Source organism: Streptomyces sp. cmx-4-9 (genome assembly GCF_046548835.1).
Taxonomy (GTDB): Bacteria; Actinomycetota; Actinomycetes; order Streptomycetales; family Streptomycetaceae; genus Streptomyces.
In genome coordinates, this window is the sequence record NZ_JAEBEE010000008.1 from 277,485 (window position 1) to 300,548 (window position 23,064).

General features: G+C 74.1%; 18 protein-coding genes and 1 pseudogene. 12 read left to right on the forward strand and 7 right to left on the reverse strand.

The features are described 5' to 3' along the window. Positions 1–11 precede the first annotated feature (11 nt). From ACLJTM_RS25440 to lgt, 9 genes and pseudogenes are all read left to right on the forward strand, one after another. Entirely contained in the window at positions 12–680 is a 669-nt protein-coding gene (locus ACLJTM_RS25440) for a TIGR02234 family membrane protein (RefSeq protein WP_411106035.1), read from the forward strand. A gap of 101 nt (positions 681–781) precedes the next feature. After that, positions 782–1,033 (forward strand): HGxxPAAW family protein, encoded by a 252-nt coding sequence (locus ACLJTM_RS25445; RefSeq protein ID WP_411106036.1) that lies wholly within the window; start codon positions 782–784, stop codon positions 1,031–1,033. Between the two features lie 65 nt (positions 1,034–1,098). Beyond that, positions 1,099–1,623 carry a DUF2752 domain-containing protein gene (locus ACLJTM_RS25450; protein WP_411106037.1) on the forward strand — a complete coding sequence of 175 codons (525 nt, stop codon included), beginning with the start codon at positions 1,099–1,101 and terminating at the stop codon, positions 1,621–1,623. Positions 1,624–1,795: 172 nt separating this feature from the next. Next, entirely contained in the window at positions 1,796–2,605 is an 810-nt protein-coding gene (trpC, locus tag ACLJTM_RS25455) for an indole-3-glycerol phosphate synthase TrpC (protein WP_411106038.1), read from the forward strand. Between the two features lie 62 nt (positions 2,606–2,667). Continuing rightward, the gene (gene trpM, locus ACLJTM_RS25460; RefSeq protein ID WP_411106257.1) at positions 2,668–2,823 is read left to right on the forward strand and encodes a tryptophan biosynthesis modulator TrpM; all 156 of its coding nucleotides are present in this window, start codon (positions 2,668–2,670) and stop codon (positions 2,821–2,823) included. A 189-nt stretch (positions 2,824–3,012) separates the two neighbouring features. Further along, positions 3,013–4,284, forward strand: coding sequence for a tryptophan synthase subunit beta (trpB, locus tag ACLJTM_RS25465; RefSeq protein WP_411106039.1), 1,272 nt, complete (start codon positions 3,013–3,015; stop codon positions 4,282–4,284). After that, the gene (trpA, locus tag ACLJTM_RS25470; protein WP_411106040.1) at positions 4,281–5,132 is read left to right on the forward strand and encodes a tryptophan synthase subunit alpha; all 852 of its coding nucleotides are present in this window, start codon (positions 4,281–4,283) and stop codon (positions 5,130–5,132) included. Before trpB ends, trpA begins: the two co-directional genes overlap by 4 nt. A gap of 103 nt (positions 5,133–5,235) precedes the next feature. Continuing rightward, positions 5,236–6,021: pseudogene (locus tag ACLJTM_RS25475) on the forward strand (DsbA family protein); the annotation flags it as partial. 337 nt (positions 6,022–6,358) lie between these two features. After that, on the forward strand, positions 6,359–7,450 hold the full coding sequence (lgt, locus tag ACLJTM_RS25480; RefSeq protein WP_411106041.1) for a prolipoprotein diacylglyceryl transferase: 1,092 nt from the start codon (positions 6,359–6,361) through the stop codon (positions 7,448–7,450). Positions 7,451–7,538: 88 nt separating this feature from the next. Here lgt and ACLJTM_RS25485 read toward each other — a convergent pair whose 3' ends face one another. From ACLJTM_RS25485 to ACLJTM_RS25515, 7 genes are read right to left on the reverse strand one after another with little or no spacing between them, the layout of a single operon-like run. After that, complete coding sequence (locus tag ACLJTM_RS25485; protein WP_411106042.1) at positions 7,539–8,354, reverse strand: HpcH/HpaI aldolase/citrate lyase family protein; 816 nt, start codon at positions 8,352–8,354, stop codon at positions 7,539–7,541. Continuing rightward, the gene (locus ACLJTM_RS25490; protein ID WP_411106043.1) at positions 8,351–9,550 is read right to left on the reverse strand and encodes a CaiB/BaiF CoA transferase family protein; all 1,200 of its coding nucleotides are present in this window, start codon (positions 9,548–9,550) and stop codon (positions 8,351–8,353) included. The genes ACLJTM_RS25485 and ACLJTM_RS25490 overlap by 4 nt, the downstream gene beginning before the upstream one ends. Beyond that, entirely contained in the window at positions 9,547–10,482 is a 936-nt protein-coding gene (rbsK, locus tag ACLJTM_RS25495; protein ID WP_411106044.1) for a ribokinase, read from the reverse strand. Before rbsK ends, ACLJTM_RS25490 begins: the two co-directional genes overlap by 4 nt. Further along, a complete protein-coding gene (locus ACLJTM_RS25500) occupies positions 10,479–11,885 on the reverse strand; it encodes an ADP-ribosylglycohydrolase family protein (RefSeq protein ID WP_411106258.1) in 1,407 nt (468 codons plus the stop codon). The genes rbsK and ACLJTM_RS25500 overlap by 4 nt, the downstream gene beginning before the upstream one ends. A gap of 50 nt (positions 11,886–11,935) precedes the next feature. Continuing rightward, positions 11,936–13,081, reverse strand: a complete 1,146-nt coding sequence (locus ACLJTM_RS25505) for an ADP-ribosylglycohydrolase family protein (RefSeq protein WP_411106045.1) — start codon at positions 13,079–13,081, stop codon at positions 11,936–11,938. Positions 13,082–13,088: 7 nt separating this feature from the next. Next, complete coding sequence (locus ACLJTM_RS25510; RefSeq protein ID WP_411106046.1) at positions 13,089–14,627, reverse strand: ADP-ribosylglycohydrolase family protein; 1,539 nt, start codon at positions 14,625–14,627, stop codon at positions 13,089–13,091. Continuing rightward, positions 14,624–15,610, reverse strand: a complete 987-nt coding sequence (locus tag ACLJTM_RS25515; RefSeq protein ID WP_411106047.1) for an ADP-ribosylglycohydrolase family protein — start codon at positions 15,608–15,610, stop codon at positions 14,624–14,626. The genes ACLJTM_RS25510 and ACLJTM_RS25515 overlap by 4 nt, the downstream gene beginning before the upstream one ends. A gap of 247 nt (positions 15,611–15,857) precedes the next feature. Between ACLJTM_RS25515 and ACLJTM_RS25520 the strand changes: the two genes are divergently transcribed. The 3 genes from ACLJTM_RS25520 (at position 15,858) to ACLJTM_RS25530 (ending at position 22,970) form a co-directional block, all read left to right on the forward strand. Continuing rightward, the gene (locus ACLJTM_RS25520; protein ID WP_411106048.1) at positions 15,858–16,589 is read left to right on the forward strand and encodes a VIT1/CCC1 transporter family protein; all 732 of its coding nucleotides are present in this window, start codon (positions 15,858–15,860) and stop codon (positions 16,587–16,589) included. A 386-nt stretch (positions 16,590–16,975) separates the two neighbouring features. After that, entirely contained in the window at positions 16,976–21,517 is a 4,542-nt protein-coding gene (gene gltB, locus ACLJTM_RS25525) for a glutamate synthase large subunit (protein ID WP_411106259.1), read from the forward strand. Beyond that, entirely contained in the window at positions 21,510–22,970 is a 1,461-nt protein-coding gene (locus ACLJTM_RS25530) for a glutamate synthase subunit beta (RefSeq protein WP_411106049.1), read from the forward strand. Before gltB ends, ACLJTM_RS25530 begins: the two co-directional genes overlap by 8 nt. The last annotated feature ends 94 nt before the right edge of the window (positions 22,971–23,064 follow it).

A 23,064-nucleotide genomic window follows, 5' to 3' on the forward strand; every position in this document is an offset into this window, starting at 1 on the left:
CGTAGGGGATAGTGGGGTATGTGAGCGCCGTACCCCCGCCCCGACCCGATGCCGCCTCCGAGCCCGGTGACGCCCTGGCTCCCGCCGCCTCCGACAGCCGCAGCAGCCGCCGCAGCGTGGCGATCGCCCTGCTGCTCGGCACGCTCGGCGCGACCGTCGTGCTGCTCGCCTCCGGCCGGGTCTGGGCCCGGGGCACCGCCGCCGTCGGAGGCGGCGTGCTGCCGCTGACCGCCGACGGCCGGGCCGTCACCGGGCTGCCCGCGGCCCTGGCCATCGTGGGCCTTGCGGCCCTGGTCGCCGTGTTCGCCGTACGCGGCCCCGGCCGGCTGCTGGTGTCCGGGCTGCTCGTGCTGAGCGGCCTGGGGGCGGCGCTCGGCGCCGTCTTCGCCGCCGACGACCGCCGCGCCCTGGACTCGCAGGCCGCCCGGACCACGGCCGACACCGCCGCCCAGGTGGCGGGGCTCACGCACACGGCCTGGCCGTACGTCACCGCGGGCGGCGGGGCACTGATCCTGGCGGCCGGACTGCTGGCCCTGTTCTTCGGGCGCGGCTGGCCCTCGATGGGCGGCCGCTACGAGCGTGACGGGAGCCCCCGCAAGCGCGCGGCGACGGCAGTGGACCCGGAACGGCCGGAAGATCTGTGGAAGGCTCTGGACCGCGGCGAGGATCCGACCCGCTGACCGCGGGCGCCGACCGGACCCCCCCCGGACGAGGCCGCCGCCCGGTGCGGGACAATGGGCACCGAGCGTTCGACACAGCTGAGAGCAACAAGGAGCAACTCATGGCGGGCACATCACACGGACACACCCCGGCCGCCTGGACCGGTGTCATCATCGCCTTCGTCGGCTTCTGCATCTCCGGCGCCTTCATGGTGCTGGCCAACCAGCTCGGGTTCTGGCTGGGTCTGGGCGTCGTCGCGCTCGGCGGTGTCGTCGGACTGGGGATGAAGGCCGCGGGCATGGGCGCCCCCAAGGCGTCCTACACCGACCTCGCGGAGGTCATCGCCGCCAACAAGGTCCCCGCCAAGGTCTGAGTGCCCGCCCGGCGAGGACCAGACGCAGCCGAAAGGCGCGGCCCCGCCGGGCTGCGCCTTTTGTCATGAGCGGAGAGAATCAGCGGGTGGACGCCCCCCGCACCCCCGACGCCCCGCCGCCCGCCGCCGGGCCGCCCGCCGCCGGGCCGCCCCCGGCCGCGCCACCCGCCGCCGCCCCCGCTGCGGCCCCCGGACGGCTCCGGCGGCTGGCCGCGCCGGTGCTGGTGCTCGCCGGGGCCGTCTCCGCCTTCGCCTACGTGGGCGCCGTCGACCCCAACGAGCCGGGCCACTACCCGGTCTGCCCGCTCTTCCGGCTGACCGGCGTCCTGTGCCCCGGCTGCGGGGGCCTGCGCAGTGCGCACGCGTTCGCCCACGGCGACCTGGTGACGGCCCTCGGGGCGAATGCGGTGGCCGTCGCCGGCTACGCCGTCTTCGCGGGGTTCATGGCCCTGTGGCTGGTCAGGGCGGCCCGCGGCCGCCCCGTGCCGAAGCCCGCGCCCACGCCGGCGCAGTGGTGGGCCCTCGGCGCCGCGGTCCTGGTCTTCTCCGTGGTCCGAAATCTTTCTTTCGGCTCGGCACTGGCCCCCTGAACCCGGTCGGCACACCCTCTGAAGTCCGTATTCCGATTGTCCAGTCACTGGGACGCCGTCAACCGCGTGCGGAGAGCAAGCCCTCCTGCGGATATCATTTGAGTGCTGACCTTGCAGGTGTACGTGTCTGCAAGGCGGCCGACCGTCATCAACCCGGAAGGGGGCCGCTCGCGTGAGTGTGCTCGACGAGATCATCGAAGGGGTCCGCGAAGACCTTGCCGAACGGCAGTCCCGCGTGAGCCTCGACGAGCTCAAGGAGCGTGCCGCCAAGGCGCCCCAGGCCAAGGACGGCGTCGCTGCCCTGCGCGGCGACAGCGTCAAGGTGATCTGCGAGGTCAAGCGCTCCAGCCCGTCCAAGGGCGCGCTGGCCGCCATCGCCGATCCGGCCGGGCTCGCCGCGGACTACGAAGCGGGCGGTGCGGCGGTCATCTCCGTCCTCACCGAGCAGCGCCGCTTCGGCGGCTCGCTGGCCGACCTGGAGGCCGTCCGCGCCCGCGTGGACGTCCCGATCCTGCGCAAGGACTTCATCGTCACCGCGTACCAGCTGTGGGAGGCCCGCGCCTACGGCGCCGACCTCGTGCTGCTGATCGTCGCGGCCCTGGAGCAGGAGGCCCTCGTCTCCCTCATCGAGCGGGCCGAGTCCATCGGCCTCACCCCGCTCGTCGAGGTCCACGACGAGGACGAGGTCGAGCGCGCGGTCGCCGCCGGCGCCAAGATCATCGGTGTCAACGCCCGCAACCTGAAGGACCTCAAGGTCGACCGCGCCACCTTCGAGCGCGTCGTCCCGGAGATCCCCGCCCACATCGTCAAGGTCGCCGAGTCCGGCATCCGCGGGCCGCACGACCTGATCGCCTACGCCAACGAGGGCGCCGACGCCGTCCTGGTCGGGGAGTCCCTGGTCACCGGACGCGACCCCAAGGCGGCCGTGGCCGACCTGGTCGCCGCCGGAGCCCACCCCGCACTGCGCCACGGGCGGAGCTGACCCGTCCCGTGTCCCCCGACCGCTCCTGCGTCCGCACCCGGCCCGGCCTCGGCCCGGCCGCCGTGCCGACGGCGCACGCGCCCCTGGCGCGCGGCTGCCGCCCCCGCGGCTGCCGCGCCCCGGCCCGGCGTGTGCACGGGCGGCGGGTGCGGTACGTGATCGGCTCCGAGCCCGGTCAGGTCAACGGCATGCGATGGCGCCGCCGAGGCGCGCTGTAACGAGGAACGCCCCCGCGGCCCGGCCGCGCCGGCGTTCCCGTACGGCCCGCCGCCCGGGCCGCCGGCTCCGGGCGCGGGCTGCTCCGCACCGTACGCACGGCACGCCCCAGCGGGGTGTGCGCGCCACGGGCGGGCGGCGCCATACGGTGACAACCCCGCCGCACCACGCATCCGCAGGAGTATCCGGCCATGTCCAGTGAGTTCTTCATTCCGGACCCTGAGGGTCACGTCCCGAACGCCGAGGGCTACTTCGGCGACTTCGGGGGCAAGTTCATCCCCGAGGCGCTCGTCGCCGCCGTGGACGAGGTCGCCGTCGAGTACGAGAAGGCCAAGGGCGACCCGGCCTTCGCGGCCGAGCTGAACGACCTGATGGTCCACTACACCGGCCGGCCCAGCGCCCTCACCGAGGTGCCCCGGTTCGCCTCCCACGCCGGCGGCGCGCGGATCTTCCTCAAGCGCGAGGACCTCAACCACACCGGCTCGCACAAGATCAACAATGTGCTGGGCCAGGCCCTGCTGACCAAGCGCATGGGCAAGACCCGGGTCATCGCCGAGACGGGCGCCGGCCAGCACGGTGTCGCCACCGCCACCGCCTGCGCCCTCTTCGGCCTCGACTGCACCATCTACATGGGCGAGATCGACACGCAGCGCCAGGCGCTGAACGTGGCCCGCATGCGCATGCTCGGCGCCGAGGTCATCGCCGTGAAGTCCGGCTCCCGGACCCTCAAGGACGCCATCAACGAGGCGTTCCGCGACTGGGTCGCCAACGTGGACCGCACCCACTACCTCTTCGGCACGGTCGCCGGCCCGCACCCCTTCCCGGCCATGGTGCGCGACTTCCACCGGGTGATCGGCGTCGAGGCCCGCCGCCAGATCCTGGAGCGCGCCGGCCGACTGCCCGACGCCGTCGCGGCCTGCGTCGGCGGCGGCTCCAATGCCATCGGCCTCTTCCACGCCTTCATCCCGGACGCGGACGTCCGCCTGGTGGGCTTCGAGCCCGCCGGGCACGGCGTCGAGACGGGCGAGCACGCGGCCACCCTGACCGCGGGCGAGCCCGGCATCCTGCACGGCTCCCGCTCGTACGTCCTGCAGGACGAGGAAGGCCAGATCACCGAGCCGTACTCGATCTCGGCCGGCCTGGATTACCCGGGCATCGGCCCCGAGCACTCCTACCTCAAGGACTCCGGCCGCGGCGAGTACCGCGCGGTGACGGACGACGCGGCGATGCAGGCCCTGCGGCTGCTCTCGCGCACCGAGGGCATCATCCCGGCCATCGAGTCGGCGCACGCCCTCGCGGGCGCCCTCGACCTGGGCCGGGAGCTGGGCGAGGACGGGCTGATCGTGGTCAACCTGTCCGGCCGCGGGGACAAGGACATGGACACGGCGGCCCGCTACTTCGGGCTGTACGACACCGACGGGGAAGTCGCCGAGAACGAGTTCTCCGAGGGGGACGACAAGTGAACGCCACCCAGAGCGCCGCAGCGGGCAGCGGCAACATCGAGCTGCTGACGGCCACCCTAGCCAAGGCGAAGTCCGAGGACCGGGCCGCCCTCGTCGCCTACCTCCCCGCGGGCTTCCCGACCGTCGACGGCGGCATCGAGGCGGTCAAGGCCGTCGTCGAGGGCGGCGCCGACATCGTCGAGATCGGGCTGCCGCACAGCGACCCGGTCCTGGACGGGCCGGTCATCCAGACCGCCGACGACATCGCCCTGCGCGGCGGGGTCAAGATCGCGGACGTCATGCGGACGGTCCGGGAGGCGCACGCCGCGACCGGCGCCCCGGTCCTGGTGATGACGTACTGGAACCCCATCGACCGCTACGGCGTCGAGCGGTTCGCCACCGAGCTGGCGGCGGCGGGCGGCGCCGGCTGCATCCTGCCCGACCTGCCGGTCCAGGAGTCCGCGCCGTGGCGCGAGCACGCGCACCGGCACGGACTGGCGACCGTCTTCGTCGTGGCCCCCAGCAGCAAGGACGAACGCCTGGCCACCATCACGGCGGCCGGCTCCGGCTTCGTGTACGCCGCCTCCCTCATGGGCGTCACCGGCACCCGCGAGTCGGTCGGCAACCAGGCCCAGGACCTGGTGGAGCGCACCCGCGCCACCCCCGGGGCCCAGGCCGGCCTCCCGGTCTGCGTCGGGCTGGGCGTCTCCAACGCCGCGCAGGCCAAGGAGGTCGCCGCCTTCGCCGATGGCGTGATCGTCGGTTCGGCCTTCGTGAAGCTGCTGCTGGACGCGCCGGACCCTGCCGCCGGGCTGGCCGGCGTACGGGCCCTGGCGGCCGAGCTTGCGGAAGGCGTACGCAGGAGCTGACGCACGGCGGTCCGCCGGCGGGTTCTGTAGCCCGATCGGGTGGAAGTGGGAGCAGGGAGGCACGCGAGTGCCTCCCTGCTTCGTTTGGCGGAACGTGAGCGAGATGAACGACGGTGCGAACCGCGATGCGACGAAACGATCGGCCCGGGAGCGACTCCAGCAGGAGCGCGAGCGGCAGAAGACCCGGGACAGGCGCCGACGGACCCTCGTCGTGTCGGCGGCGGTGGTCGGCGTGCTCGGCCTGGCCGCCGTCGTCGGCCTGATCGCGGCCAACACCGGCAAGAGCGGGGACTCGGCCAAGGAAGGTCCGCTGGTCGCCCCCTCGGGGGCCACCGGCAAGGACGCGCTCGTCATCCGGACGGGCAAGGACGAGGCCCCGTCCACGCTGACGGTGTGGGAGGACTTCCGCTGTCCGGCCTGCAAGGCCTTCGAGGACAACTACCGGGAGACCGTCCACGAACTGGAGGCCAAGGGGCTGCTGAAGGTGGACTACCACCTGGCCACCCTCATCGACGGCAACATGGGCGGCAGCGGCTCGCTCAAGGCGGCGAACGCGGCGGCCTGCGCACAGGACGCCGGCAAGTTCCCCGCCTACCACGACGTGCTCTTCCAGAACCAGCCGCAGGAGGTCGACGACGCCTACGGCAAGAACGCCAAGCTGCTGGAGCTGGCCGGCAAGGTCGAGGGGCTGGACACCCCGGCCTTCCGCTCCTGCGTCGAGGACGGCACGCACAACGGCTGGGTGGCCAAGTCGCAGGAAGCCTTCCGGGCCGGCAAGTTCCGGGGCACCCCGACCGTGCAGCTGAACGGCAAGGACATCTTCGCCGACCAGGCCGACCCGCTGACCCCGCAGAAGCTGAAGGCGCAGGTGGAGGCCGCCGCGAAGGGGACCGGCTCCACCGGCGACCCGGACGGGGGAGCGGACGCCGGCGCCGGCGCAGGCGCCTCGAAGGGACCCGGCAAGGCCTCGGCGTCAGCGAGCCCGGGCTCCCGGTCCGGATCGGGGACGGCCTCCGGCGGCAGCTCCGGGACGTCGTCCGGCATGTCCTCCGGGACGTCGTCCGGTACGGCGTCCGGCGGGAAGGCCTCGCCCTCGTCCGCGGCCTCCGGCAGCCCGGAGGGCTCCTCGGCCCGCTGAGCGGCCCCCGGGCCGTGTGTGGATTTGGTTTCGGCTTGCCGGGCGGGTTGCGGTCAGCACCGCCCGGCAGGGTAGCGTCATGTCTGCCATGGACATTGCTTACATCCCCAGCCCGTCGACCGGCGTGGTCCACCTCGGACCGATCCCGCTGCGCGGCTACGCGTTCTGCATCATCATCGGCGTCTTCGTCGCCGTCTGGCTCGGCAACAAGCGGTGGATCGCGCGCGGCGGAAAGCCGGGCACCGTCGCGGACCTCGCCGTGTGGGCAGTGCCGTTCGGCCTCGTCGGCGGCCGCCTCTACCACGTGGTCACCGACTACCAGCTCTACTTCGGCGAGGGCCGCAACTGGGTCGACGCCCTCAAGATCTGGGAGGGCGGCCTCGGTATCTGGGGCGCCATCGCCGTCGGCGCGGTCGGTGCCTGGATCGGCTGCCGGCTGCGCGGCATCCCGCTGCCGGCCTGGGCGGACGCCCTGGCCCCGGGCATCGCGCTGGCCCAGGCCTGCGGCCGCTGGGGCAACTGGTTCAACCAGGAGCTGTACGGCCGCGCGACCGACCTGCCGTGGGCGGTGCAGATCAGCGAGGGCCCGAACCGGGACGCCGGCACCTACCACCCGACCTTCCTGTACGAGTCCCTGTGGTGCATCGGCGTCGCCGTCCTGGTGATCTGGGCCGACCGCCGCTTCAGGCTCGGCCACGGACGCGCCTTCGCCCTGTACGTCGCCGCGTACTGCGTGGGCCGCGGCTGGATCGAGTACATGCGCGTCGACGAGGCGCACCACATCCTCGGCCTGCGGCTGAACGTGTGGACCTCGATCGTCGTCTTCGTGCTGGCCGTGGTCTACCTCGTGCTGTCGGCGAAGCTGCGGCCGGGCCGCGAGGAGGTCGTGGAGCCGGACCTCCCGGGCGGCAAGCCCACGGCCGGGACCGGGACCGACGCCGACGCCGAGGCCAAGGACGCCGCCACCGGGACGGACGCGCCGGAAGCCGGCGCGGACGCCGCATCCAAGGACGCCTCCCCGGCCGACGCCTCCCCGGCCGGGACCGGTCCGGACGGCGCCGCCAAGGCGGCCGCCGCCCCCGCGAAGGCCGCGAAGGCCTCCGTGCTGACCAAGGACGCCGGGACCGCCGGGGCCGCGCCGCAGACCGCGGACCGAGCCCCGGACACCGACAAGCCCTGAGCCCTGGACCCCGCCCCGGGCAGGGGAATCCGCGCCACCGAAGGGGCGCCGCGCACGGCGCGGCGCCCCTTCGGCGCTGCCGGTCGGGTCAGCGGGCCGCCGTCCGGGCCGACAGCGCGAGGGTGCGCTGGGCGGCGGCGACCACGGCCGGGTCCACGAAGCGGCCGTCGGGCAGGGCCAGCGCCCCCGGGGTGGCCCGGGCCGCCGCGAGGATCTGCTCGGCCGCGGCGACGTCCGCGGGAGCGGGCAGGTAGGCCCGCTCGATCACCGGGAGCTGGCGGGGATGGATCGCCGCCCGGCCCAGGAAGCCGAGGGAGCGGCCCCGCGCGCAGGACACGGCCAGCGCCTCCAGGTCCCGGATGTCGGGGAACACGGACTGGGCCGGGGGCGCCAGCCCGGCCGCCCGGGCCGCCACCACCACCCGGGAGCGGCACCAGTCCAGGCCCGGGTCCGCGCTGACGGCCAGGTCGGCCCGCAGGTCCGCCTCACCCAGGGAGAGCCCGCGCAGGGCGGGGTGCGCGCGGGCGATCTCGTACGCGCGTTCCACGCCCAGCGCGGATTCCAGCAGGGCGTACAGGCCGACCCCGCCGGTCCGCTCGGCGACGGCCGCGACCTGCTCCGGGGCGCTGACCTTGGGCAGCCGGAGCCCCGCGAGCCCGGGCCGGCCCGCCAGCGCGGTGAGGTCGGCGCCGCCCCAGGGAGAGTCCAGGGCGTTCACGCGGACGTGGACGGGGAGCGCGGGCGGCTCGGAGAGCAACTCGGCCGTCGCGGCGCGGGCGTACTCCTTCCGGGAGGCCGGCACCGCGTCCTCCAGGTCGACGATGACCGCGTCGGCGGCGCAGCCCAGGGCCTTGGCCACCACCGCCGGGCGGTCTCCCGGCGCGTACAGCCAGGTCAGGATCACAGGGCTCCCTCGGTGCGGAGCGCGGTGATCTCGGCCGGGGTCAGGCCGAGTTCGGTGAGGACCTCCTCGGTGTCCGCTCCGTGCGGGCGGCCCGCCCAGCGGATCGCGCCGGGGGTCTCGGACAGCCGGAACAGGACGTTCTGCATCCGCAGCGGGCCGAGTTCCGGGTCCTCCACCTCGGTGACCGTGTCCAGCGCGGCGAACTGCGGATCGGCCATCACGTCCCGGACGTCGTACACCAGGGCGACGGCCGCCTGCGCCTCCTCGAAGGCCGCGACCACCTCGTCCGCCTTGTGCCGGGCGATCCACCCGCCGACGGCCTCGTCGAGGACGTGCCCGTGGGCGGCCCGCTGCGTCCCGGAGGCGAACCAGGGCTCCTCGGCCAGCTCGGGCCGGCCGACCAGCCGCACGACCCGCTCCGCGATCGACTGGGCGGACGCCGAGACCGCGAGCCAGCGGCCGTCCGCACTGCGGTAGGTGTTGCGGGGGGCGTTGTTGGCGGACCGGTTGCCGGTGCGCGGCTGCACGTACCCGAGCTGGTCGTACCAGAGCGGGTGGGGGCCCAGCACGGTCAGGATCGGCTCGATGATCGCCAGGTCCACGACCTGCCCGTGCCCGGTCCGGTCCCGGCCGGCCAGGGCGGTCATCACGGCATACGCGGTGGTCAGCGCGGCGATGGAGTCCGCCAGCCCGAAGGGCGGCAGGGTCGGCGGCCCCTCCGGCTCCCCGGTGATCGCGGCGAACCCGCTCATCGCCTCGGCCAGGGTGCCGAAGCCGGGCCGGTGCGCGTACGGGCCGTGCTGGCCGAAGGCGGTGACCCGGGCCAGCACCAGGCGCGGGTTGACGGCCGACAGCTCGCTCCAGCCCAGCCCCCACTTCTCCAGGGTGCCGGGGCGGAAGTTCTCCACGACCACGTCGGCTCCGGCGGCCAGCCGCAGCAGCGTGTCCCGGCCGCCGGGCGTGGACAGGTCCAGGGTCATCGTCCGCTTGTTGCGGCCCAGCAGCTTCCACCACAGGCCGATGCCGTCCTTGGCGGGCCCGTGGCCGCGGGAGGGGTCGGGGCGGCCGGGGTGCTCCACCTTGACGACCTCGGCGCCGAAGTCACCGAGCAGGGTGGCGGCCAGCGGACCGGCGAACAGGGTGGCGAGGTCGAGGACGCGCAGCCCGGACAGGGGCCCGGCCGGGGACCCGGTCACCGTCCCGTGCCCCGGTCCGCCGCGAACGCGTCGACCTCGGCGCGCGACGGCATCGAGTCCTGGGCCCCGCGCCGCTGCACGGACAGCGCGGCGGCGCAGGAGGCCCAGGCGAGGGCGTCCCGCATCGGCCGGCCCTCGCCGAGGGCCACGGCGAGCGCCCCGACGAAGGTGTCCCCGGCGGCGGTGGTGTCCACGGCCCTGACCTGCGGCGCGGGCACGGTCAGCGGCTCCTGCCCGCGGGCGGCGTACAGGGATCCGGCCGCGCCGAGGGTGACCACCACCTCGGGCACGTCCTCCAGCAGGGCCGCGGCGGCCCGGTGGGGGTCGGTGAGCCCGGTCAGGGCCGCAGCCTCGTGCTCGTTGGGGACCAGCAGGTCGGTGGCGGCGAGGAGTCCGGCGGGCAGCGTCCCCCAGCCGCCGCCGGGCGGGGCCTCCGGGGCGGGGGCCGGGGTGAGGACCGTACGCACTCCGTGTGCGCGGGCGGCGAGGGCGCCGGCGAGGACGGCCTCCAGGGGCAGTTCCAACTGCAGGAGCAGGGCGCCCGCGGCGCCGATCCGGCGGTCGTCCCCCGCCTCCAGCCCGGTGACGCTCGCGTTCGCCCCGGGTACGACGATGATGCTGTTGGCGCCCTCGTCGTCCACGGTGATGTGCGCGGTGCCGCTGGGGCCCTCGACGGTGCGCAGGGCCGCCGTGACCACCCCGGAGGCGGCGAGCGCGGAGCGCAGCCGCACACCGAAGTCGTCGGCCCCCACCGCTCCGATCATGACCACCTCCGCGCCGCAGCGGGCGGCGGCGACGGCCTGGTTGGCGCCCTTGCCGCCGGGGGCGGTGCGAAACGCGCGGCCGGTGACGGTCTCCCCGAGGCGGGGCGCCTTCGGGACGTAGGCGACGAGGTCCATGTTCGTACTGCCGAGCACGGCGATGGCCGTCATGAGCGGGCTGCCTCCTGTGCGGTGAGATGGGCGAGGGTGTCGAAGCCGATGCCGTCGAAACCGGCGACGGAGGTGGCGAGGCGGTTGCGCAGCGGGGCGGTCCACCGCTCCGGCAGCTTCCCCGGCGCCCCAGCCAGGATCCCGGCGAGGGCTCCGGCGGTGGCCCCGTTGGAGTCGGTGTCCCAGCCCCCGGACACGGCGTGGCAGACGGAACGGGTGAAGTCCCCGTCGGCGTGGGTGAGGGCGGCGGCGATCAGCGCGGTGTTGGGGACGGCGTGCACCCAGTGGTAGTGGCCGTAGCGGGCGTGCAGCCGGTCCACGACGGCCTCGAAGCACGGCTCCTCGCGGGCCGCCCCGATACCGTGCCGGACGGCCTCGGCGAGGCGGGAGCGGGGCGGAACGAAGTCCAGGCCGGCCCGCAGCGCCCCGTGCACGTCGGTGCGTCCGGCAGCCGCCTCCGCGGTGGCCGCGGCGACGAACAGGGCGGCGTACACGCCGTTGCCGGTGTGGGTCAGGGCCGCGTCCCGGTAGGCCGCGGCCGCGGCGCCGGCCGGGTCCCCCGGACGGGTCCAGCCGTGGACGTCCGCGCGGATGAGGGCGCCGATCCACTCGCGGAACGGATTGCGGCGGGTGGCGGTCGCGGGCGGCTCCAGCCCGAGCAGGAGGTTGCGGTACGCGACGCGCTCGGCGGTGAAGGTCCGCCCGGCGGGCAGCTCGTCGAGCCAGACCCGGGCGACGTCGGCCGTGGTGAAGGCCTTGCCGTACCGCTGGAGCAGGAGCAGGCCGAGGAGGGGGAAGTTCAGGTCGTCGTCCTCGGGCATCCCGTCGATGTTCTCGGCGAGGGAGGTGGGGGCGGAGCGCCGGTTCCACGGATACGCGGCAAGCAGCTCCGGCGGCACGCCGTGCGCGCTGAACCAGCCGTCCAGCGGCCAGTTGCCCGCGGCCCGGGCCAGCGCCCGGATCCCCTCCAGGGGCAGCTTCTCGACGGGCTTGCCGAGCAGGCACCCCGCGGCCCGCCCCACCCAGGCGGCCTCCAGCCGGGCCGGCAGGCCCGCGGCCGGGGACCGCGGTGGCCGGGGTGCGGCAGCGGCGGGGCAGGCGGCGCGCACGCCCGCCCACGACGCGGGCTCCGCGGCGGCCAGCGGGGAGGGCTGGGCGCCGAGCTCGTCCAGCAGCCGGCAGGCCAGGGCGCGCAGCCCCGGATCCGCGGGGACGGCGCGGGCCCCGGCCCGCTCGGGCGCCGGGTGCCCGCCCGCGGCGAGCCAGGCCCGGCGGGCCGGCGCCGGATCCCGGCCGTCCTCGGCGGCCTGCCGCAGTTCGTGCCCGATCAGGTCCTCGGGCTGCACCCAGGTCACCCGCAGGAGCGCGGGCCCGCCGCCCGGGGCGGGGCCGGGGCCGGGCAGCGGCTCGGGCGGGGCGGCCACGGCCGGGGAGCCGAGGCCGCAGGGACGGGTCACCGGGGGGCCGAGATGGCGGTGAAGGCCGACTCGTGGGCCTCGCGCCGGGTCAGGTCGAGGGTGAACACCTCGCGGGCCACCGCGGCCAGGGAGCGGGCCGGGGCGTGCAGGTCCAGACGGCTGGCCTCGGCCACCTGCTTGGCCCAGACCTCCGGGACCACCGCCTCGCCGCCCATGGCCCCGGCGATCGCCCCGGCCATGGTGGCGATCGAATCGCAGTCGCGGCCGTAGTTGACCGCGCCGAGCACGGCGGCCTCGTACGCGCCGTCCGCGACCAGCAGCATGCCGAGCGCGACCGGGAGCTCCTCGACGGAGTGCAGCCGCGAGGGGCGGCGGGCGCCCAGGGAGGGCGCGCGGTAGTGGGGGCCCACCGAGTCGTACGGGGCCACCGCCGCCCGCAGCGGGCCCAGCGCCGACTCGACGTCCCGGTGCGCCGACGCCGCTTCGGCCACCGCGGAGATGGCCGCCCGGGTGCCGTCCTTGGCCAGGGACAGGGCGCTCTCCACCACGGAGGCGGCCGTCGCCCCGGGGGTGCACGCCGCGGCCACCGCCGCCGCGAACACGCCCGCCGCCTCCCGCCCGTAGGAGGACTGGTGCGCCCCGGCGAGGTCCAGCGCCTCGGCGTACGCTCCCGCCGGGTTGCCCGCGTTGACGATGCCCACCGGTGCCATGTACATCGCCGCACCGCAGTTGACGATGTTGCCGTTGCCGGCCTCGCGCGGGTCGACGTGCGCGTAGTGCAGCCGGGTCACGATCCACTTCTCGGCCAGGAAGATCCGCTGGAGCGGCAGGGCCTCGGCCTCCAGCTCGGGGATCCAGCGGGGGTTGGTCATCAGGTCCGGGACCAGGTGCTCGGCGACGGCGTAGGCGTCCAGGTGGTCCCGTACGGCCTCGTACACCCGGACCAGGGCGTGGGTCATCAGGGTGTCGTCGGTGACGTGCCCGTCACCCTTGTGGTAGGGCGCGATCGGCCGGGCCGTGCGCCAGTCCTCGTGCCACGGGCCGACGATGCCGTGCACGCGGCCGCCGTGCCGGTCGACGATCTGCTCGGGGGTCCAGCCCTCCACCGGACCGCCGAGCGCGTCACCGACCGCGGCCCCGACGAGGGCGCCTGCCGACCGGTCCTCCAACGTGAGCGTCATGTCCGAATCATCCCTTGGGTGAGGTGAGTTCCGTGCGGGTCAGGAGTGCGGCGAGTTCCACGAGGTCGGTGCCGGCGAGGCGGGGGAGCGCGCAGCCGGAGAGGGTCCGGCAGGCCTCGCGCCAGGCGGCGGGCACGCAGTCGCCGCCGCCGAGGGCTCCGGTGAGCGCGCCGGCGAGGGCGGGGGCGGAGTCGGCGACCCGCGAGAGGCAGGCCGCGGCGGGGACGGCCTCGGCGACCCTGCCCCGGGCGGCGGTCGCGAGGGCGAGGGCCACGGGGACGGTCTCGGCGGCGGCGATGCCGTAGCTGTACACGTGGTCCACGATCTCGTGTTCGAGGGTGGGGACGATGGCGAACGCCCCGGCTTCCCCGCTCGTCCGGGCGAGCCGGACGGCGTGCCGTGCGTTGCGGCCGATCTCGGTGCTGCCGGGGAGCTGGTCGAGGGCGGCGTCGACCGCGGCGTCGACGTCCGCCCCGGCGAGCGCGGTCGCCAGGGCCGCGGCCATGGCGCGGGCGCCGTGGACCCCGTCGCCGTCCTGGGTGTAGCGGGCGTCGAACTCGGCGAGGTCGGCCGCCGCGCCGGCGTCGCCGGGGTGGACGACGGCGAGGACGCAGGCCCGGACGCAGGCGGCGTCGTCGAAGTAGTGCGGGTTGTCGTGGCCGGTGGCGGGCGGGCGCAGGCCGGCGGCGAGGTTGCCGAGGCCGGCGCGTACGGAGATCCGGGCGCGCAGCGGGAGCACGGCGGACTCGACCTCCGGGGCGCGTTCGGCCGCCGCGGCGACCTCGGAGGCGAGGGCGTTCCAGGCGAGGTCGATGGCGGCCCGCATCCGGCGGGACCGGGAGAGGTCGCTGAGCAGGACGCCGGCGGCGGTGAGCACGGACTCGGCCACGAAGGCCGCCCACTCGGCGTCGTCGCTGGGCCCGAGGCGCAGCGGTTCGGGCGGCTGGTTGAGGGCGATGGGGACGGGGAGGGTGGTGGTGGCGTTCTGCTCGGCGAAGGTGTCGAGCTCCCGGGTGAGGCGGCGGGTCCACTCGGGCATCCGGCTGGCCCGGTGCCGGGCGGCGGGCCAGCCGGCCGCATCGCCTGCGGCGAGCCCGAGGAGCAGCCCCTCGATGGGCCGGGCCCCGGCCCGCACCCCGGTCCGCAGCCCGGCGGGGAGCGCCGCGGGGGGTCCGGCGGAGGGCCGGGCGGCGGGTCCGGCGGGGCGGAGCAGTGCGGGGAGGCCCGGCGCACGGCCCTCGACGGGCCGTTCCGCGGCGGGCGGGAGGGCCGTGCCGGCCCGGGCGGGCACGGTCTCGGCGGTGCACCCCGCCGCGGGCCCGGCGAGGGCGGCCGGCGGGAGGGCGTCGGGGGCGGGGGTGAGGCCGGCGGCCGGGAGGGTGCGGGTCTCGGGGGCGCCGGTGAGGGGGGCCGCGGTGTAGGGGGTCCCGGTGACGCGCACGGGGACCAGGGCCGGGGTGGCGGCCGTGGCGGTGGCCGGGGGAGCCGCTGCGGGTGCGGGGGGCGGGAGAGCGGCTGCGGGGGCCGGGTCGGGGGTCGGGGTCATCGCGGGCCCTCGTACTCCGGGGTCAGGAGGTCCGCGATGTCCAGGACGTGGTAGCCCCGCATCGACGGCAGGCAGCTGCCCCGCACCGGGCCGATGGCCGCGGCCCACCCCTCGGGGATGGCGGCGGCGCCGGCCGTCGCGCCGGCCAGCGCGCCCGCGACGGCCGCGGTGGTGTCCGCGTCCCGGCCCATGTTGACCGCCGTCAGGACCGAGCCGGCGAAGTCCCCCCGGCAGGCCGCGAAGGCCCCGAAGGCCAGGCCCACCGCTTCCGGCGCCAGGTCCGTCCACGGGTAGCCGCCGATGACCACGGCCGAGCGGACGGCCCGCTCGCCGCGCGGGGCGGCGGTGACCGCCCGGCGCAGGGAGCGGGCCGTCCAGGAGTCGGAGGGGATGACGGACAGGGCCGCCGAGACCACCGAGGCCGGCGAGCCCCCCGCCATCGCGGCGGCGACACCCGCCGCGACCGCCTGGCCGCCGTAGATGCCCTCTCCGTCGTGGCTGACCGTGCCGTCGATGGCGACGAGCCGGGCCGCCTCCGCCGGACGGCCCGCGGCGAACACCCCGAAGGGGGCCGCCCGCATGGCGAGACCGTCCGACCACGCGTGCCGGTGCTGGGCGGAGATCGGGGCGGCCAGGCCCCGCCGGAGGTTCTCCAGGGTGCCGCGTTCGGAGAATCCGGCGCCCCGGAACGGGCCCTCGTCCAGATCCGCGATCCAGTGGTGCCAGGCCCGCTCCACGTGGGGGACGGTGAGCGCCGAGCCGTGCCGGGCCAGCAGCAGCCCCGAGAAGATCGCGTACTCGGTGTCGTCCGTGCCCGCCGGGTCGTCCGACACGAAGCCTTCGATGCGGCCCCACTTCGCCCGGATCTCCGAGGGCTTCATGTTCTCGGCGGGAGCGCCCAGCGCGTCCCCCACCGCGAGGCCGAGAAGAGCGCCCCTGGCCCGTTCGAGGAGGACCTGCGGATTGCATGCAATCAGCTCCATGGCGCGCCTCTCCACTTGATGGGACTCATCTTGAGCCCTTGGGGGATTTGTGCCATGGCATGTGGTTTGTCGCTCGTCGCGAAACACCCCGCGAACGCCCCCGTCACCCGGTCGCCGACCCGTAAAACCGCAGGTAAGTACGGCCTTCCTTGCTGGCGGGGGGCAAAAATCGTGCGTAGTTTCGAGGTGTTCAGGGGGAGCGGGACGTGTCGCGCGGCCCGTTCGAGCAAAAGGGGAGATATATCGCATGTCCATCATTGATGTCGAAGCACCGCTGCACACCGCACACCGGGACAACCACACCCACCGCGACGTCAACGGCGGGTGGCTACGGCCGGCCGTGTTCGGTGCCATGGACGGGCTCGTCTCCAACCTCGCGCTGATGACCGGTGTGGCCGGCGGGGCCGTCGCCCCGCAGACCGTGGTGATCACCGGCTTGGCGGGCCTGGCGGCCGGCGCGTTCTCGATGGCGGCCGGCGAGTACACCTCCGTCGCCTCCCAGCGCGAGCTGGTGCTGGCCGAGCTGGACGTGGAGCGTCAGCAGCTGCGCAAGCACCCCGTCGACGAGATGGAGGAGCTGGCCGAGCTGTACGTCTCGCGGGGCGTCGAGCCAGCGCTGGCCCGCGAGGTCGCCATACAGCTGTCCCGTGACCCCGAGCAGGCCCTGGAGATACACGCCCGCGAGGAGCTCGGGATCGACCCCGACGAGCTGCCCTCGCCCATGGTCGCCGCGGTCTCGTCCTTCGGCTCGTTCGCGCTCGGCGCGCTGCTGCCCGTCCTGCCGTACCTGCTGGGTGCCACGTCCCTGTGGCCCGCGGTGCTGCTCGCGCTGGCCGGCCTCTTCGCCTGCGGGGCCGTGGTCGCCCGGGTCACCGCCCGGTCCTGGTGGTACAGCGGGCTGCGCCAGCTCGTCCTGGGTGGCGCGGCCGCGGGTGTGACGTACATCCTGGGAACCTGGATCGGCGGAGCCGTAGGCTGACCGCGCAAGGAATGAGACACTATGCAGTGCACCACATAAGTAGTTCGTTACCCGGCGGTTTCGCTCGCGTGTGCGCCGGGCATCACCACAGGGCTCCGGGCAACGATGCCCGCCCTGCACGGGACCCCCGCCCCGCGTCGCCTCCGGCGTACGACCACCGGATGTGCAGCGGAGGTCCCCACTTTTCTGCCTCGTGCAGTGTCCGCATGCTGGAATGACGTATCCGCTTCTCGGGATTGTCGTCATCATGTAATCTGCACGAAATTTCGCAGAGGGCCAACGTCGTCCCTCGGCTATGCACATATGCCACGACGACGACGGGAGAGCCGATGCGTTCCGCATCCACGCACTCCGCGACCGGCCTCAGCACCACTGCCTGGTCGCCCATGGACGGTCGCCCCGCCCAGCAGGGCATGTACGACCCGCGCAACGAGCACGACGCCTGCGGCGTCGGCTTCGTGGCCAACCTCAGCGGCGAGGCCGGCCACACGCTGGTCGAGCAGGCGCTGACCGTATTGCGGAACCTCGAACACCGCGGCGCGACCGGCTCCGAGCCGGACTCGGGCGACGGCGCCGGAATCCTCTCCCAGGTGCCGGACGCGTTCCTGCGCGAGGTGGCCGGTTTCGACCTGCCCGAAGCCGGCGCCTACGCCGTCGGCATCGCCTTCCTCCCCGCCGACGGCCCCGCACAGGCCGTCGCCGTGGAGCAGATCGAAGCGATCGCCGCCGAGGAGAACCTCACGGTCCTCGGCTGGCGCGAGGTCCCGGTCACCCCCGACCTGCTCGGCAACGGCGCCCGCGCCACGATGCCGGCCTTCTCGCAGCTGTTCGTCAGCAACGGGACGACGGGCATCGAGCTGGACCGCAAGGCCTTCGTGCTGCGCAAGCGCGCCGAACGCGAGGCGGGCGTGTACTTCCCGTCGCTCTCCGCCCGCACCATCGTCTACAAGGGCATGCTGACCACCGGCCAGCTGGAGCCCTTCTTCCCCGACCTCTCCGACCGTCGCTTCGCCTCGACGCTCGCCCTGGTCCACTCGCGGTTCTCGACGAACACCTTCCCGTCCTGGCCGCTCGCCCACCCGTACCGCTTCGTCGCGCACAACGGCGAGATCAACACGGTCAAGGGCAACCGCAACTGGATGAAGGCCCGTGAGTCCCAGCTGGCCTCCGAGGCCTTCGGCGAGGGCGCACTGGACCGGATCTTCCCGATCTGCACCCCCGACGCCTCCGACTCGGCCTCCTTCGACGAGGTCCTGGAGCTGCTCCACCTCGGCGGCCGGTCGCTCCCGCACAGCGTGCTGATGATGATCCCGGAGGCGTGGGAGAACCACACCTCCATGGACCCGGCCCGCCGCGCGTTCTACAAGTACCACTCCACCCAGATGGAGCCCTGGGACGGCCCGGCCTGCGTCACCTTCACCGACGGCACCCAGGTCGGCGCGGTCCTCGACCGCAACGGCCTGCGCCCCGGCCGCTACTGGGTCACCGACGACGGCCTCGTCGTCCTCGGCTCCGAGGTCGGCGTCCTCGACATCGACCCGGCCAAGGTCGTCCGCAAGGGCCGCCTGCAGCCCGGCAAGATGTTCCTCGTCGACACCGCCCAGAAGCGGATCATCGAGGACGACGAGATCAAGGCCGAGCTGGCCGGCGCCGCGCCCTACGCCGAATGGCTGGAGACCGGCGAGATCGAGCTGACGGACCTGCCCGAGCGCGAGCACATCGTGCACACCCACGCCTCGGTCACCCGCCGCCAGCAGACCTTCGGCTACACCGAGGAAGAGCTGCGCGTCATCCTCGCGCCGATGGCCCGTACCGCCGGCGAGCCCCTCGGCTCCATGGGCACGGACTCCCCGATCGCGGCCCTGTCCGAGCGCCCCCGGCTGCTCTTCGACTACTTCACCCAGCTCTTCGCGCAGGTCACCAACCCGCCGCTGGACGCCATCCGCGAGGAGCTCGTCACCTCGCTGCTGTCCTCGCTCGGCCCCCAGGGCAACCTGCTGGAGCCGACCGCCGCGTCCTGCCGCAGCGTCACCCTGCCCTTCCCGGTGATCGACAACGACGAGCTGGCCAAGCTCATCCACGTCAACGCCGACGGCGACATGCCGGGCATGAAGGCAGCCACCCTCTCCGGCCTCTACCGGGTCTCCGGCGGCGGCGAGGCCCTGGCCGCGCGCATCGAGGAGATCCGCGGCGAGGCCGACGCGGCCATCGCCAACGGCGCCCGCCTCATCGTCCTGTCGGACCGCCACTCGGACGCCGAGCACGCACCGATCCCCTCGCTGCTGCTCACCTCCGCCGTGCACCACCACCTCATCGCCACCAAGCAGCGCACCCAGGTGGGCCTGCTGGTCGAGGCCGGCGACGTCCGCGAGGTCCACCACGTGGCCCTGCTGATCGGCTACGGCGCCGCCGCGGTCAACCCGTACCTCGCCATGGAGTCCGTCGAGGACCTGCTGCGCGCGGGCACCTTCCTGTCCGGCCTGGAGCCGGAGCAGGCCATCAAGAACCTGATCTACGCGCTCGGCAAGGGCGTCCTGAAGGTCATGTCCAAGATGGGCATCTCCACCGTCGCCTCCTACCGCGGCGCCCAGGTCTTCGAGGCCGTCGGGCTGAACGAGGAGTTCGTCGGGGCCTACTTCAACGGCACCGCCACCAAGATCGGCGGCGCCGGCCTGGACGTCATCGCCAAGGAGGTGGCCGCGCGCCACGCCAAGGCGTACCCGGCCTCCGGCATCGCGGCCACGCACCGCGCGCTGGAGATCGGCGGCGAGTACCAGTGGCGCCGCGAGGGCGAGCCGCACCTGTTCGACCCGGAGACGGTCTTCCGCCTCCAGCACGCCACCCGCAACCGCCGCTACGACATCTTCAAGCAGTACACGGACCGGGTGAACGAGCAGTCCGAGCGCCTCATGACGCTCCGCGGCCTCTTCGGGTTCAAGAGCGAGGACCGGCCGTCGATCCCCCTCGACGAGGTCGAGCCGGTCGCCGACATCGTCAAGCGCTTCTCCACCGGCGCCATGTCGTACGGCTCCATCTCCAAGGAGGCGCACGAGACCCTCGCCATCGCCATGAACCAGCTGGGCGGCAAGTCCAACACCGGTGAGGGCGGCGAGGACCCGGACCGCCTGTACGACCCGGCGCGCCGCTCGTCCATCAAGCAGGTCGCCTCCGGCCGCTTCGGCGTCACCAGCGAGTACCTGGTCAACGCGGACGACATCCAGATCAAGATGGCGCAGGGCGCCAAGCCCGGCGAGGGCGGCCAGCTGCCCGGCCACAAGGTGTACCCGTGGGTCGCCAAGACCCGGCACTCCACCCCGGGTGTCGGCCTGATCTCCCCGCCGCCGCACCACGACATCTACTCCATCGAGGACCTCGCCCAGCTGATCCACGACCTCAAGAACGCCAACCCGGCCGCCCGCATCCATGTGAAGCTGGTCTCCGAGGTCGGCGTGGGCACGGTCGCCGCGGGTGTCTCCAAGGCGCACGCGGACGTCGTCCTCATCTCCGGCCACGACGGCGGAACGGGCGCCTCCCCGCTCACCTCGCTCAAGCACGCGGGCGGCCCCTGGGAGCTCGGCCTCGCCGAGACCCAGCAGACCCTGCTGCTCAACGGGCTGCGCGACCGCATCGTGGTCCAGACGGACGGCCAGCTCAAGACCGGCCGCGACGTGGTCATCGCCGCGCTGCTCGGCGCCGAGGAGTTCGGCTTCGCGACCGCGCCGCTCGTCGTCTCCGGCTGCGTCATGATGCGCGTCTGCCACCTGGACACCTGCCCCGTCGGCATCGCCACCCAGAACCCGGTCCTGCGGGACCGCTTCTCCGGCAAGCCCGAGTTCGTCGTCAACTTCTTCGAGTTCATCGCCGAGGAGGTCCGCGAGCTCCTCGCCGAGCTGGGCTTCCGCACCCTCGAAGAGGCCGTCGGCCACGCCGAGCTGCTCGACACCACCCAGGCCGTCACGCACTGGAAGGCCCAGGGCCTCGACCTCGAACCCCTCTTCCACGTGCCCGAGCTGCCCGAGGGCGCGGTCCGCCACGCCCGCATCGAGCAGGACCACGCGCTGGAGAAGGCCCTCGACAACGAGCTCGTCGAGCTCGCCTCCGAGGCCCTGAACGCCGAATCGGCCGAGGCGGCCCAGCCGGTCCGCGCCCAGGTCGCCATCCGGAACATCAACCGGACCGTCGGCACCATGCTCGGCCACCACGTGACCAGGAAGTTCGGCGGCGCGGGCCTGCCCGACGACACGATCGACCTGACCTTCACGGGCAGCGCCGGCCAGTCCTTCGGCGCCTTCGTGCCGAAGGGCATCACCCTGCGGCTGGAGGGCGACGCCAACGACTACGTCGGCAAGGGCCTGTCCGGCGGCCGCATCGTGGTCCGGCCCGACCGCGGCGCCGACCACCTCGCCGAGTTCTCCACGATCGCCGGCAACACCATCGGCTACGGAGCCACCGGCGGCGAGATGTTCCTGCGCGGCCGCACCGGTGAGCGCTTCTGCGTCCGCAACTCCGGCGCCCTGGTCGTCTCGGAAGGCGTGGGCGACCACGGCTGCGAGTACATGACCGGCGGTCAGGCGGTGGTCCTCGGCGAGACGGGCCGCAACTTCGCGGCCGGCATGTCGGGCGGCGTCGCGTACGTCATCGACCTCGACCGGGACAACGTCAACGTCGGCAACGCGGGGGCCGTCGAAGCCCTCTCCGACACCGACAAGCAGTGGCTGCACGATGTGGTGCGCCGCCACGAGGAGGAGACCGGCTCGACCGTCGCCGCGAAGCTCCTGGCTGACTGGTCCGTCGCGGCGGACCGCTTCAGCAAGATCATCCCGACCACGTACAAGGCAGTGCTCGCCGCCAAGGACGCCGCTGAGCTGGCCGGACTCTCGGAGTCCGAGACCACCGAGAAGATGATGGAGGCGGCGACCCATGGCTGACCCGAAGGGCTTCCTCACCACGGCGCGCGAGACCGCCTGCACCCGTCCCGTCGGCGAACGGCTCAAGGACTGGAACGAGGTCTACGTCCCGGGCGGCCTGCTCCCGATCATCAGCAAGCAGGCCGGCCGCTGCATGGACTGCGGCATCCCGTTCTGCCACAACGGCTGCCCGCTCGGGAACCTGATCCCCGAGTGGAACGACTTCGCCTACCGCGAGGACTGGTCGGCGGCGTCCGAGCGCCTGCACGCCACGAACAACTTCCCGGAGTTCACCGGGCGGCTGTGCCCGGCCCCCTGTGAGTCGGCGTGCGTCCTCGGCATCAACCAGCCGGCCGTCACCATCAAGAACGTCGAAGTCTCGATCATCGACAAGGCCTGGGACAACGGCAGCGTCACCCCGCAGCCGCCCGAGCGGCTGTCCGGCAAGACGGCCGCCGTCATCGGCTCGGGCCCGGCGGGCCTCGCCGCCGCCCAGCAGCTGACCCGGGCCGGGCACACCGTGGTGGTGTACGAGCGCGCCGACCGCGTCGGCGGCCTGCTGCGCTACGGCATCCCCGAGTTCAAGATGGAGAAGGTGCACATCAACCGCCGCATCGAGCAGATGCGCGCGGAGGGCACCAAGTTCCGTACCGGTATCGAGGTCGGCCGCGACATCACCGCCACGGACCTGCGCAAGCGGTTCGACGCGGTGGTCATCGCGGCGGGCGCGACGGTCTCCCGCGACCTGCCCGTCCCGGGGCGCGAGCTCAAGGGCATCCACTTCGCGATGGAGTACCTCCCCCTCGCGAACAAGGTCCAGGAGGGCGACTTCATGGCGCCCCCCATCACGGCCGAGGGCAAGCACGTCGTCGTGATCGGCGGCGGTGACACGGGCGCCGACTGCGTGGGCACCGCCCACCGCCAGGGCGCGGCCTCGGTCACGCAGCTGGAGATCATGCCCAAGCCGGGCGAGGACCGCAGCGCCAACCAGCCCTGGCCGACGTTCCCCATGCTGTACAAGGTCACCTCCGCGCACGAGGAGGGCGGCGAGCGGGTCTACTCCGTCTCCACCACCCACTTCGAGGGCGACGAGGACGGCAATGTCCAGGCGCTGCACCTGGTCGAGGTGGAGTTCAAGGACGGCAAGCTGGAGCAGAAGCCCGGAACCGAGCGCGTCCTCCCCGCGCAGCTGGTCACCCTGGCGATGGGCTTCACGGGCACCGACCAGGAGAACGGGCTGGTCCAGCAGTTCGGCCTGGCGATGGACGCCCGCGGCAACATCGAGCGCGACGCCTCCTACGCGACCAACGTCGACGGCGTCTTCGTCGCCGGCGACGCGGGCCGCGGCCAGTCGCTCATCGTCTGGGCCATCGCGGAGGGCCGCTCGGCCGCCCGCGGCGTGGACCGCTTCCTGACCGGCGCCAGCGCCCTCCCGTACCCGGTCAAGCCGACGGACCGCTCGCTGACGGTCTAGCCGCCGACCGCCCCCGGGGCGGGACCGCCGTACCCCCGCCTCCCGGGGCGGGACCCCTCATACGGTCCGTACAACGGCGTACGGAGCCCTGACG